This window comes from Paenibacillus cremeus (genome assembly GCF_007786445.1).
Lineage (GTDB): Bacteria > Bacillota > Bacilli > Paenibacillales > NBRC-103111 > Paenibacillus_G > Paenibacillus_G cremeus.
The window spans coordinates 31,950-44,545 of the sequence record NZ_VNJI01000016.1 but is presented as its reverse complement, the minus strand read 5'-3'; the positions used below and the strand labels follow the sequence as shown (position 1 = coordinate 44,545).

The 12,596-nt window shown below is 49.5% G+C and carries 15 protein-coding genes; 2 read left to right on the top strand and 13 right to left on the bottom strand.

Annotated elements, in window-relative coordinates:
• Positions 1 to 222 precede the first annotated feature (222 nt).
• Entirely contained in the window at positions 223 to 1,281 is a 1,059-nt protein-coding gene (aroC, locus tag FPZ49_RS14625; RefSeq protein WP_144847904.1) for a chorismate synthase, read from the bottom strand.
• Between the two features lie 109 nt (positions 1,282 to 1,390).
• On the opposite strand from aroC, the gene FPZ49_RS14620 reads away from it, so the two are divergent.
• Positions 1,391 to 2,269, top strand: coding sequence for a LysR family transcriptional regulator (locus tag FPZ49_RS14620; protein WP_144847902.1), 879 nt, complete (start codon positions 1,391 to 1,393; stop codon positions 2,267 to 2,269).
• Here FPZ49_RS14620 and FPZ49_RS14615 read toward each other — a convergent pair.
• The 4 genes from FPZ49_RS14615 to FPZ49_RS14600 all read right to left on the bottom strand — a co-directional run bounded on the left by FPZ49_RS14615 (position 2,252) and on the right by FPZ49_RS14600 (position 4,838).
• Positions 2,252 to 3,064 (bottom strand): VOC family protein, encoded by an 813-nt coding sequence (locus FPZ49_RS14615; protein ID WP_144847900.1) that lies wholly within the window; start codon positions 3,062 to 3,064, stop codon positions 2,252 to 2,254. The two genes, FPZ49_RS14620 and FPZ49_RS14615, sit on opposite strands and share 18 nt — an antisense overlap.
• A 14-nt stretch (positions 3,065 to 3,078) precedes the next feature.
• Positions 3,079 to 3,663 carry a dienelactone hydrolase family protein gene (locus tag FPZ49_RS14610; RefSeq protein ID WP_144847899.1) on the bottom strand — a complete coding sequence of 195 codons (585 nt, stop codon included), beginning with the start codon at positions 3,661 to 3,663 and terminating at the stop codon, positions 3,079 to 3,081.
• Between the two features lie 349 nt (positions 3,664 to 4,012).
• Positions 4,013 to 4,666, bottom strand: coding sequence for an MFS transporter (locus tag FPZ49_RS14605; protein ID WP_144847897.1), 654 nt, complete (start codon positions 4,664 to 4,666; stop codon positions 4,013 to 4,015).
• A complete protein-coding gene (locus FPZ49_RS14600; protein WP_144847895.1) occupies positions 4,656 to 4,838 on the bottom strand; it encodes a multidrug efflux MFS transporter in 183 nt (60 codons plus the stop codon). Before FPZ49_RS14600 ends, FPZ49_RS14605 begins: the two co-directional genes overlap by 11 nt.
• A 200-nt stretch (positions 4,839 to 5,038) precedes the next feature.
• Here FPZ49_RS14600 and FPZ49_RS14595 point away from each other — a divergent pair, with 200 nt between their 5' ends.
• Positions 5,039 to 5,977 (top strand): DMT family transporter, encoded by a 939-nt coding sequence (locus FPZ49_RS14595; protein WP_144847893.1) that lies wholly within the window; start codon positions 5,039 to 5,041, stop codon positions 5,975 to 5,977.
• A gap of 46 nt (positions 5,978 to 6,023) precedes the next feature.
• Here FPZ49_RS14595 and FPZ49_RS14590 read toward each other — a convergent pair whose 3' ends face one another.
• From FPZ49_RS14590 to FPZ49_RS14555, 8 genes are all read right to left on the bottom strand, one after another.
• The gene (locus tag FPZ49_RS14590; RefSeq protein WP_144847891.1) at positions 6,024 to 6,212 is read right to left on the bottom strand and encodes a YqaE/Pmp3 family membrane protein; all 189 of its coding nucleotides are present in this window, start codon (positions 6,210 to 6,212) and stop codon (positions 6,024 to 6,026) included.
• A 124-nt stretch (positions 6,213 to 6,336) separates the two neighbouring features.
• Positions 6,337 to 6,990: a FusB/FusC family EF-G-binding protein gene (locus FPZ49_RS14585; RefSeq protein WP_144847889.1), complete on the bottom strand. Its 654-nt coding sequence runs from the start codon at positions 6,988 to 6,990 to the stop codon at positions 6,337 to 6,339.
• A 278-nt stretch (positions 6,991 to 7,268) separates the two neighbouring features.
• Positions 7,269 to 8,051: an SDR family NAD(P)-dependent oxidoreductase gene (locus FPZ49_RS14580; protein WP_144847887.1), complete on the bottom strand. Its 783-nt coding sequence runs from the start codon at positions 8,049 to 8,051 to the stop codon at positions 7,269 to 7,271.
• Positions 8,052 to 8,131: 80 nt separating this feature from the next.
• A complete protein-coding gene (locus FPZ49_RS14575) occupies positions 8,132 to 8,446 on the bottom strand; it encodes a VOC family protein (RefSeq protein WP_144847885.1) in 315 nt (104 codons plus the stop codon).
• 63 nt (positions 8,447 to 8,509) lie between these two features.
• Positions 8,510 to 9,670 (bottom strand): serine hydrolase domain-containing protein, encoded by a 1,161-nt coding sequence (locus tag FPZ49_RS14570; protein WP_144847883.1) that lies wholly within the window; start codon positions 9,668 to 9,670, stop codon positions 8,510 to 8,512.
• Positions 9,671 to 9,733: 63 nt separating this feature from the next.
• Complete coding sequence (locus tag FPZ49_RS14565) at positions 9,734 to 10,126, bottom strand: DoxX family protein (protein WP_144847881.1); 393 nt, start codon at positions 10,124 to 10,126, stop codon at positions 9,734 to 9,736.
• A 70-nt stretch (positions 10,127 to 10,196) separates the two neighbouring features.
• Complete coding sequence (locus FPZ49_RS14560; RefSeq protein ID WP_186445825.1) at positions 10,197 to 11,120, bottom strand: alpha/beta hydrolase; 924 nt, start codon at positions 11,118 to 11,120, stop codon at positions 10,197 to 10,199.
• Between the two features lie 56 nt (positions 11,121 to 11,176).
• On the bottom strand, positions 11,177 to 12,505 hold the full coding sequence (locus tag FPZ49_RS14555; RefSeq protein WP_144847877.1) for a polysaccharide deacetylase family protein: 1,329 nt from the start codon (positions 12,503 to 12,505) through the stop codon (positions 11,177 to 11,179).
• Positions 12,506 to 12,596: the final 91 nt, after the last annotated feature.

The following is a 12,596-nucleotide window of genomic DNA, read 5'->3' as shown; positions in this document are numbered from 1 at the left end:
CAGGGAAGTTATTGCTATTGGGGGTTATTTTGTCCAATTAATTAAATGCTAATGAAACGTCCCAGTAATATTTTCCTCATGATCAATTAGCAGTTTGGTCATTAAAACAATTTGCCCCGCATATGCCCTCCCTAACACAACAAACAGCGGCAGTCAATGGACGAGAAATTGGTGTCCGAGACTGTCGCTGTAATTACCATGCGTAACCTTACTTCCTATGAGTTATTCATCCAACAAGGCTGCTTGTCGCTTGTAGTGATCCTCGATTACTACGCAAGCCATCGCTTCAATGACCGGCACAATGCGTGGGCAGATGCAAGGATCATGCCTGCCTATCGTCACAATTTCCTGTTCGTTGCCGTACATATCGACGGTCTGCTGTGGAACTGAAATGGATGAGGTCGGTTTGACCACAACTCGGAAAACGATATCCGCACCGGTGCTAATCCCCCCGATCATTCCACCCGCATCATTCGTCTGAAACCCCTTGCTGTCCATCTGATCGTTATGTTCGCTTCCTAGCATCGAAGCAGCTTGGAAGCCTGCACCGAATTCAATCCCCTTAACCGCACCGATAGACAGCATGGCCTTGGCCAGATCAGCGTCCAACTTGTCAAACACGGGCTCCCCTAGCCCCGCAGACACGCCGCTAATCCTACATTCCACAATCCCCCCACAACTGTCGCCCTTTGCAGCTAGCTGTTCAATTCGTTCAATCATGCGTTTAGCTGCCAGGGGGTCGCATGCACGCACCGCGTTATGTTCAATAGCATCTTCATCAAACGTTTCGCAGCGGATGCCGCCGATTTCGGTTGTATAAGCCAATATCGAAACACTCCGGCGCTCCAGCAGCTTACGGGCTATTGCTCCCGCAGCCACTCGCGCTGCAGTTTCTCTGCCCGAGGCCCTGCCACTCCCGCGATAGTCTCGTACCCCATATTTCTTATCGTAAGAGTAGTCCGCATGTCCGGGTCGGTACATCGATTTGATTTCATCGTACGCGGACGGACGCATGTCTGTGTTGTTCAACATGATGCATAGCGGCGTCCCCGTCGTTCGCCCCTCGAAGAGGCCTGATAAGATTCGGATCTTATCATATTCTTTCCGTGGGGTCGTGACCGAGGATTGGCCTGGTCTCCTGCGGTCCATTTGCACCTGGATGTATGCTTCGTCCAACTCAACGCCTGGTGTGACTCCCTCCACAATAACGCCTACCGCCTCACCATGGGATTCCCCAAATGTGGTCATTTTAAAGCGCTCTCCGAACGTACTTCCAGCCATATAAACACACCCCAACTTTTTTTATGTTCCTACGTTTTAGTTTAGGGGTATACTTGAAATAAATGAAATCAGCATTTTAGTACTTTGACATAGAATGGATTGATGACAAGTGATTGCCAACACCGAATGGTATCGCATTTTCCTCCATGCCGCCGAATCATCTAATTTGACTAAGGCTGCACAAATTCTTCATATGACACAACCTTCCGTGAGCTATGCGATCAAACAGCTAGAAGAGGCTCTCGGGATTGTGCTGTTCGACCGTTTCTCCAAGGGGGTTCGGCTAACAGAAGAAGGACAAGCCCTGTATATGCATGTCCGGCAAGCGTTTGATGAACTTAGTTTAGGCGAGCGCCACATGAAGAGACTAAAGCAGTTTAGTGAAGGAACGCTACGGATCGGCGCGAATGGTGCGATCGTCAAAGACTTTCTTCTCCCTGTACTCGATCGTTTTCATGCCCGTTATCCCGAAGTCCGCATTCAATTATCACAGGAGAAGACTAGCCATATCTTGGAGCGCTTGAAGCGAGGATCGCTTGATCTCGGCTACGTCTATCTTCCCGTTACTGACGAAGAAATCGAGGTTGTTAGCTCCCACGCCTCGCCTTTTTGCATCGTTGTTGGAACCGCGTTCGCGAACTTCTCACAGGAGCCCGTGCAAACAGAACGGTTGACCGAGCTGCCTCTCTTAATGCTCTCTCCCGGCAGTACGACACGTTCATTTATCGAAGGGTGGTTCCGTGCGCAAGGCGTAGAGGTGGAAGCGGATTTCGAACTGAACAGCCTGGAAATGCTCACCGAATTTGCCGAACGAGGATATGGAGCAGCTTTCTTGCCGCGGGCCTTAGTTGCGTCACGTCTTATGAGCGGGTCTTTATTGGAGCTTCTCACGGTAGTTCCATTGCCTGATCGATTTATTGGGATCGCTACTCGGAAGCATTCGTCCCCTTCCCTTGCGGCTGGGGCATTCTTAGGAATGCTTTGGTAACTTTGAATAAGGCAGGTTTAATAACGCAGGCATGTTGGCCGGAAAGTTTGTAAGTTTCAAGTAAAAACTGTACCCATTTAATCTAAAATGCAGCTGACCGACTTCAGTACTTTCATGATGGATGCCTTTGGCAGTTAATTTGGTTTTAACCTCTTCCATAAAATCGGAACTGCTGGTCCCAAAAATGATGTTCATCGTTGGTGATAAAGCGGTCATGGCGATCGGAATCCATTTTCGCTTTTTAGAAGTAATCACCGCATGTGCAGTTCCGCCAATAGCAAAAGTAAAGTTCTCATATACCTTATCCAGACTGAAGTTAAAAAGCTCAACTAACAACTCTCTAAAATCAGTTACAGAATCTACCGGAAACCCAACTTCTCTAAGATACAAAATTTTTAACTCTCCGCTCGCAGGCAATATCCCTTCTGTGATGTAATGATGGGCGATGATTTCCAGCAAGTTACCGTCGCCATCCCGGAAGTAAACATTCTTTCCCGTTTCAAAATCATCAATCATCCGGCCATCGGACCATTTTAAGAGTGTAATATTTCCGGTGCTTTGGAGCCAATGTACTGCGTTCTCAAACTCAGAATAAGGCACCTCGAATGCAAAATGGACAGGAACCAGCGGTTCTGCAGCTTCCGTAAAAGATAATGTAAAGGATTCCGTCGGTTGAAACCAGATTTCAACGTCAGACTCATAAACGACAGGGAACCGTAGCTGGTCATGATAAAATTGTTTAACGCCTTGAATTGAAACCGTTTGTAACTGAAGCTGAGAAAAGTGAGTGATCATGGATTGTCTCCCCCTTACTGCTCATCCAAATGCTTGAGAAATTGGAGCACGCGCTGCATCAGCAACGCCGCCGCCTCCGCGTCATACGAAGACAAACTGCTATCGGCAAAAAAGTGTTGATCCCCTGGGTATAAAAAGAGTTCGGCATGATGGGCCGACGCTGCGAGCTCACGTGCCGCTTCAAGGTCTCCCTCATCGGCAAAATAGGGATCCGTGTCCATACCATGAATCTGCACCGGCAAATCTGCCGGCCAGGGGGATCCGAACATCGACACCGGAACACAGGAGTAAAAGAACAGTGCACCACGTGCGCCTTCACGGGTCTGGGCGAGCTTCTGGGCCGCCACTACACCGAGCGAAAACCCCGCATAGACGATCTCCCGCGGAAGCCAGCTTGCCGCACGTATACCACGGTCAACCATTTCTTCGAAGCCGACTTCCTTGACACAAGCCATGCCATCCTCGATCGTGGTAAACAAGTGACCCTCAAAAAGGTCCGGAACGTGTACTGTGTGCCCGGCCTCCCTAAGCTCATCGGCGAAGGTGTGAATTCCCTCGGTCAAACCCAATGCGTGATGAAATAATAGAACCTCGGCCATTTCGCTTCTCCCTTATATTAAAAAAGCCGCACTCACATGCGACTTATAATGCTAACAACCACGCTTACGCCTTGAACTGCGATTGCGTTCTAACCTAAATTGATTGAATTGGAATTCAACAAGATTGAATCCATTTGCTATGAGGCATGTGAGTGCAGCACTTACGCCCTCCGATCCATATGTCAATCTAGTATATGAATCCGTTCGAGGACCTGCTTGGACAGCTCATCTTGTTGCTAGATCAAGCGGCATTTAGAGCTTTAGTACCGTCACTAGCTCTTTTTCACATGTCTGCAGCATTATATTACATGTTCTTCCATCGAGGCAGCAAGGATATCGTGCGTTGTTTTTAATCCAACCCCATTTTTTCTCCCCGTGACTCACTGGAATAACGTACGTTTCGGTCCAACGCCTTGAGTTGAGGTAGCATGAGCATAAAAAACACCAAAAGCATCCCCGCAACGAAATAGAACACGCTCCCGATGCCCAAATAATTCGAAACTACGCCGCCTAAGAAAGAACCGCACACGTTCCCGAACGAGGTTGCGCTCGAGTTATAGCCGAAAACACTGCCCTGCACCGAGGCTGGCGACATTCTACGCAGGAGTGCGCTGATCGAGGGCATTAAGCCGCCGACACACAGCCCGCTGAGGAACCGGATTCCCAGCAGCGACCAAGGGTCATGGACCAGCGCCTGAGGAATATTAAGTACGGCCAATAGAAGCACCGAGCCCAGCAATACCTTATGATGTCCAACACGGTCTCCCAACCTACCTAAAATTGGTGCGGCAAACATGCTTCCCAGTGCGCTCGAGGCAAAAATCAATCCGCTGATGATCTCGGCGTGATTAACGATATTCATGCTTTTGACGTACAGCGTGATGATGGGACTTACACTTTGCAGGCTGACGTTGACCAAGTACGTGGCCAGCATAATGGTCAGCAGCACTGGGGCCTGCTTCACGATGTCACGGAGGCTGGGATTCGCCGGCCTATATGCCACGGATCAGCATCACCTTTTGGCCATAGGTATCGGACAGCCGGCCCCAGAAGGAGGAGGTGAGCGTAACCATCAGGTGGTTGGAGCCGAAGATCATCGCCGACCATACCGCCGCCTCTTGAATGTCCCGGACGCCCAACTCCTGAACGAATACCGATAGGAACGGCAAAATCATACTGGTTCCGCTAGAACACAAAAAACATCCGATCCACAATACGTATAAATTCCGTCTCCATGCTTCCATGACTGCAGTCCTTTGCGATTGAATTTAACCACACTTCCTTAGATTCAGATTACCCAATGAAAGGATTGTAAGCTATAGACCAAATTCAACTTAATAAAAACGGGTTGAAACGAGCACGGTCGGATGGTACGATGAGGTCAATTTGTAAGCTTCTACTGGGGGTGAGACAACTGGGTGAGTTTTTAGCCTTATTAGCACTTGTATTGTTTTCCGTCAATGTCATCGTTACCAAGGCCGCAAGCGGGCGAGTACATCTCGATGTGGGGTTTGTGATCTCCATTTTTGTCAACGTGGTGTTCTCAGGACTCCTTCTGATCATTCGATTGCTCACGTCTTCGCAGCCTGTGGGGTTTCATGGGTTCGGCCTCCTGATGTTCATGGTGTCCGGCTTGCTGTCCTCTTATCTCGGGAGGTCGCTCTATTTTGATTCGATTGCCAAGCTTGGGCCATCCAAGGCCAGCACGTATATGGTGAGCAGCCCGCTGTTTACGTTTGTCATTTCGTGGTTATTTTTAAGGGAAATGCTTTCTTGGCAGGAGCTCATCGCCATCGTGGTAGTCCTTACTGGTTTATTTTTGGTGAGCTATTCTCCCAAACGAAACGACCAACGTCAAGCCAGCTGGAAAAACCTGATTCAACCCGGAGCCTGGTTCGCTCTGCTCGGAGCCTTATCTTACGCTTTAGGCAACATTACCCGCGGGGCAGGAATCCGCGACTGGAATGAGCCGATACTCGGCGGTTTTTTCGGAGCGCTGACCGGCTTGCTCCTGCACCTGTTGTTGAACAAACAAGCGAGAACTGTAGTCAGCAGTCTCCGAACGGCGGATCGCCGGGGCGTTTGGCTGTACGCGTTAAGCGGGGGACTCACGATTTCTGCCCAAATCGGCCATATCGCGGCAATGCATTACATTCCGATTTCCATTGCCACCTTAATCACGACCGCCCAACCGCTGCTGGTCATCCCTCTCAGCTACTTTTTATTGAAAAATCAAGAGGCCCTTCAGCTCCGCACTATCCTCGGAAGTGCTCTTGTACTGCTAGGCATCGGCGCCTTGCTTTTGGTGTCATAGGACAATTCGCTGGTAAAAAAAGAGCAGTCGCATTCAGCGCTGCTCATTATTTTTTCATCCGGTTGACCATCTTTTCCATCCGCTTATCCTGCTTCCTCTCGTTGACCACCAGAATGGCATGAATCACTCCGGGAATCCAGAAGAATAAGGTTAAAATTAAATTCAATACCGCTTGAATGGGTTTGCCGCAAAACAAGACCGCCACCGGTGGCAGTAAAATCGCCAAAATGTACATTCATCACACCTCATTTGGTAAAGAGCATATTAATATATACTACGTCTTGGACTCGGTAAGGATTCGGTTGAAAAAGAAAAAGAGGCGGCCCGAGCCGCCCCTGACTTGCATTGTGTTCTCGATTCTATCCTAGAACCGAGTCGATGAACTTCTCCAAAGAAGAAACGTCGGTCATGTTTTTGTTGCACTCGTGGCCGTTCATGCATACATAATTGCCGACAGATTTGTAATAGTCAGGCACAGCATGTGCCGGCCTTTTTTTGGATACGGCTGAAAATAAAACCAATTCTTCATATCTATTGCAAGCAAAACAATAGCTTTTCTTATGGGTCGCAGTGTATCGGCCTTCTATGCCGACGAATTGTCCGCCTGCATGATACACGACAAACATTTTATTGGTTGATATATCGATCCAGCTCAAATAGGATACAGAGCGAAAGTCGATTTGTGTAAGATCCGGCAGCTTCAGCTTTTTGTTTTTCGGGAAAAGCTTCCGAATCTGCTGTTCGGTAATGGGAGAAAACGCGACCCGATACGGCTCGAGCGCCTGCAAGTATATTTTAAAATCGTCTGCAGTTTTCATATCCGAAATCGATTCCAGCATGGATTTCCGGTCGTCTCTTATGTCAGGAAACAGCCCCGCCACCTTGGTTTGTGCGTTGAGTCGAACGGATTCCAGTATTTTCGGATCGCCGACCGTTCGGAGTGCTTGTAACACGGAGTCTGCTTGGTTTTTGATAAAATTATATTGATGGTTTCTAATAAATGGTTCGCGCATTGGACGTAGCCCCTTATTTTTATTATTTGAAAGCAAAATAAGGTGCAAAGCCAAGTATTAGAAAACGATGAATGCTTGTTTGGGCGACATTCGTGAATCCCGGCCTGCCCATGCAAAGTATCGCCTCCAATTCAGGCTTTGCATGAGGCTGTTCCAATCCGGCAATCTCTGATTGCCATCAGTATCACCTCCCACTCTTAGGAATGTGACTATAATAACTGAGCCGGTGATTAAAATAAAGGCTTCCTAATTCTAGTCATGGGTAATGGATCACACTGCTACAGAACTGCTGCCTTACCTCCGTCAATGTTTACCGACGTTCCCGTAACGAAAGATGCTGCTTCAGATACAAGGAAAGTAATCACATTGGCGGCTTCTTCCGTTCGCCCTATTCGGCCAAGCGGAATATCATGCTGCGGAGCGGTTGCAAATTGCTCCCAAGTTAGTTCCGGAGCCTTGGCTTGCCACATGCGCTCAATCTGATCGCTTCGGATGAGCCCGATACATACGGCGTTGACTCTGATATTGTCTCCTGCCAAATCTTTACTCATCGCTTTGGTCAGGGCCAGTCCTGCAGCACGGCTTACAGAAGTCGGCAAGGAAGAGGCCGATGGGGTTTTACCGCCGATTGCGGTTACGTTGAGTATGGCACCGCCGCCACGCTTACGCATGAATGGAATGACGGCCCGGGCAAAATGTACGGCACCAAACAGCTTTAAATCCAGGTCGGCTTCCCATGAGTCTGTGGTGACGGATTCAAAAGGCTTGGCAGCCGAAGTTCCAGCATTATTGACCAAAATGTCGATGCCGCCGAACCGTTCGACCGTCTGCTCCACCGCACGGCGAACGTCCTCCTCTACCGAAACATCAGAGGCTACGATGAGTGGTTCTACCCCGGTTTTCTCCAAGATAAGCTGCGCGGCTTGCTTTAAAGGCTCGATATTCCGTGCAACGATGGACACCTGCGCCCCTTCGGATGCCAGAGCTATTGCAGTGGCCAGTCCGATCCCCTTACTTCCACCGGTAATAATTGCTGTTTTTCCTCGTAATCCAAGCTCCATAGTAATCGCCTCTCTTAGTGTAGGTTATTTGCATATCTCAATTGTATCAATATTGGATGGTCACTTGCCAGTTTAGCTTCTTAATTAAACTTACTCGAAACCTGTCCTCGTTGTTCTATCAGGAAATCTCGATACGCTTCAAGATTAGATGTATAAAAATCGATTACACTGTGGGTTATGCCATTCGAAGTATTAACAAATTGCAGCCTTTGACTATCTTCCGTTTGACAAAGGAAAATGCCCGGCACACCAACCTCATTGAACGTTAACATTGCATCCTTTGAACCTTGATATTGCACCTCTAAACCAAACATTTTAACGTACCAATGGATTGATCTCTCTATATTCGAGACAGGAATTTCAATGGCTGAGATTCTTGGAATGAAGTGTTCCACCAAATGAGCCTCCTAATTGTGGGTTGATAAAAAGAGCGCCACGAGGGCGCCCCTTGACTTGCCTTACTCCAGCGCCCCGTAAATAACGGCGCGCAGGCGCGGGTGGATATACGGCTCATTGCTTGGCAGCATTTGCTGCATATATACGACGGATAATTGCTCCTTCGGATCGATCAACACCCAAGAACCGGCCAAGCCCGCCCAGCCAAATTCGCCGATCGTGCCGTTAATACCGCCTTCAGCTGGATCGATCATCACGCGAACTCCTAGACCGTACCCATAGCCTTTCATTTGAGGCCAGTTGAAGTCTTTCAGTTGCTCAGGTCCCAAGTGATTCTGGGCCATTAACTCGATCGTTTTGCGGCTGAGAATGCGAACGCCGTCCAATTCGCCGCCTCTGGCCAGCATTTGAGCGAAACGGCTGTAGTCGCCGATCGTGGAAAGCAGACCGCCTCCTCCACTTTCGTACTTGCATCCCGGCTGGTAAGGAGCATCTCGATCGACATTCGGGGTCAGTGTGCCGTCTTCCTTGCGGTCATACATGACGCATAAGCGGTCACGTTTGTCATCTGAAATCCGGAACGCAGTATCGTTCATGGCGAGCGGCTCGAAGATGTTCGTTCTCAAAAATTCTCCGAACGATTCACCTGAGATCACTTCAATTAATGCAGCCAGAACATCGTGGCTTGTTCCGTATTTCCAGTGTGTCCCCGGGTCGAAGGCGAGGGGAACGGTCGCGAGCGCTTGGGAAAGAGCACGCATGTCCATCGTATGTACGGCATTTTCCATAATGGTACGGGTCTGGCGCTCCGTTTCGAGGATATCTCCTCCGTAGGTAAGCCCCGAGGTCATCATGAACAAATCCTTGATCCGAATCGACCCAGCCGCTGGGGAAGCGGTTCGCACGCCGAATTCGTTATAACGGTAGACCGACAAATTTTTAAACTCCGGCAAATACTCCTCCACCGGATCGTTCAGCAAAAAATGCCCTTTCTCATAAAGCATGAGGGCGGCTACACAAGTAACGACTTTGGTCATCGAATAAATTCGGTAGATGGTATCTTGGGCGATAGGGGTGCCCTTGTCCAGATCGGCATAGCCGAAGCCTTCCTGATACAATACCTCACCATTTTGAATAACTGTGCAAGCACATCCAGCAGGTCCATGATTCATTTCGACCAAGCTCTTCAGCAGCGGAGTTAATCGGGAGTCCATTCGATTCATACGTCCTTCAACTCTCCTTATCGTCACAGGTTTAGTAGCACTTCTTTATTGTATCAAAGTTTTTCAGTTGCGGAATGAAAAAAGTCTGCGTACCTGCTCATTCCTTAACCAAAGGCTTCCCCAAAGCATGACTGCAAGATAAACCGGAAACAGGATGTTAGAAAACAGAGGCGCATCCAGACGGATGTGTGTCGCCATCACTCCACCAAAGTAACCGGTCAGCACCACAGCCCCCAAAATCGAGGTGCTCGGGATCACATAGAGAATCGTGGACACAAGCCCCAGTATCCCGATTAATACAATATGGTGCTCCTGATAACCGAGCGCAACCGTAGACTCAACAACAAACGAGGGCTTGAATAATTTCATAATACTGTCCATGAGCATAAACAATACGGCAAGACCGCTAAGCACTCTGGCTGTCCATAAACGTCCCTTAGAAATAGAACTCTTCATTCTGCATCACCCCATATGGTAAAATAACCCATTAACATCATACCGAATATATGTTCGTTTGTAAAGCGCTTTATTGGATCGCTTCTGCTTTAACAAGCTGCTCCTTCAGCCACTCACCGACGATAGCCAAGGCTTGCTCCGTTTGGATGATTTGATCGTGGTTATGGCCAGGCAGCACGCGGACGTCGGCACTGCAGTATTGCCTGTACAACGGCTCGTAAGCTTCCGCCCGAAACACTTCGTCGTCTTCTCCGATGAGAACAAAGGTCGGTTTGGCCAGACGGGAAAGATGCTTCGCATAATCGCTCCCCACCATGCGTGATAAGGCCAATCTGTAGCTTAGGCTGCAGGATTCGGTACCATGCAGACGCTCCTTGGGCGTCAGTCGACGGTAGACCACGGTATGATCCCAGCGGTGAATCCCCAGCGCATTTAACGCCATGAGCAAGGCGTATTTGGGGACGTTCACCTTCGATTCATTCACCAGCTTGTCCTTGCGGTCGAGAGGAGAGCTCGGACTGAGCGCCGGTGCGAGGAGCAAATAGGCATGCACGTCGTCATGAATCGGCCGGACCGTCTGGCGAAGTGCGGTCGCCCCGCCTGCGGAATGTCCGCCGAACACGATGCGGGCGCCTGGTTGGCGTGCCTGTACATGACGGATCAAGTCCTCGAGGTCGTCATCAAGCTGCCCGATGTAGTCGATATCGCCCCGGCGAATCGGGGTTGCCCCATAGCCGCGCAAATCCGGCAAATACACGGTCGCAAGGCCTTGGTCCGCCAAGTATCTGCCCAGCGTGCTTAGATACAGGCTCGGCTCGGTAATCCCATGCAAAAAGATAAGCGCAGCATCAGCGGGGCCCTCAAAATAGCGATACGGCAGCAAGCTCCCATCGCGAGCCGTATAGGTTTGAACTTCCTCAGAAACAGAAACAAACATGGATGATTTCCTACGCTTTCTGGAATGATTTTTCCCTATACTTCGATTTCTCGGCATATTTATCCTCCCTGAGGAACCTACGGATTTATGCGCATAAAAAAATGCAGCCCTCCCTAAGAGAGACAGCTGCATTCACGCTCATTTTCTTCCGTCGAAATTGGATACTGCTGCTTCAGCGCCTGCACCGATAAGACGACGAGCTTCGGGATCAGCACATCTTGCTTCCCTTTTAGCCTGAGACGGCCTTCCGGATGAATCGCCGAAAGCTGGGCTCGCAGGTACATTCGAGTGAGGGTGGAAAACCAGCCCTCCGGCAAATTCATGACGGTGAAGCCAAGCCGCTCGGCGCCGCGATGAATCATCGTAATGCCGTAGATCGCCTTTACCTCGCTGTACCGAGGATCCTGGGCTAAAATCTCAGCCATGTAAGGCAAGGCTTGCCTCACCATTTGGAGCATCTGCACCGCAACTTGAACGAGCGACCGGGATTCGGAGACGAGGCGGACCAGCATCGCATTATTGAAATGCAGCTCCATCACCTGATCCCCGCGCCTTAAGGTGCTTTGATCCGCTAGCTCTAGGTCGCCTCCGAGGTATCTGCGCACCCGGTAAAGAAAAAAGGGCGGGTTTGCATGTCTGATCGGTTTTACACCAAAGCAATGATGAAAGATTTCATCCGACTTATGCCATAGATAAGCTAAGATTCTCCGATAATAGCCGCGTTTGTGCTGCTTTGCCTTCACTTCCAGCTTCATTTTCTCATCTACTCTCAAGAAGGAATAGCCTTTCGCTAATGCCTCCCTAACGAATTCCTCCAACGCTTGAAGCATATGAGAAGGCGCATCTTGATCCGCCCCCAGTGTCTGCCCGCTGTCATGCAAAACAATCACGGCACCGTCCTTCAGCTTCGATTCCAAGCGGCTCTTGATCTTGTGCTTGCCGCCGCGGCTGCTCCAATCCCCCACAATGATCGACCAAAGAATGAACCGAAACCGCCGAAGCAGCAAAAAATCAAAGATATTGATCACGCCCCAAGGCGGCCGATAAAATTCCGGCTTCACACCGGTAATCCGCTCTACCGCTTCCACCGATCGGCTTAATTGCCGCATCACCCGCTTCGGCGTCATTAAGGCGTTCGCCTTATGCTCATAATTATGGATCCCGATCAGATGGCCTTCGCGATGCATACGTTTAATAAGCTCCGGATGCCTTTCCGCGCTGGATCCCAGGACAAAGAAGGTCGATGAGATGCCGTAGCGCTGCAATAAATCGAGCAATTGGGACGTGTATAACGGATCCGGACCGTCATCGAACGTTAAGGCGATCAAGCGGCCCCCGTCCCCTTTTCGATACACCCCTACTCCAAAAAGCCGAATCAGCATGGTCGGAATCACGGAATAGACGGCGAGCGCACCGATCATATAGCCTATGACCAGATTCATGTCATGCCTCCTTCAAGTGAAAGAGCGTTCTAAATTTTATATACGCGTCGATCGTGACCAATAATACTTACCTTTCCAAAAAAAAGAAGCT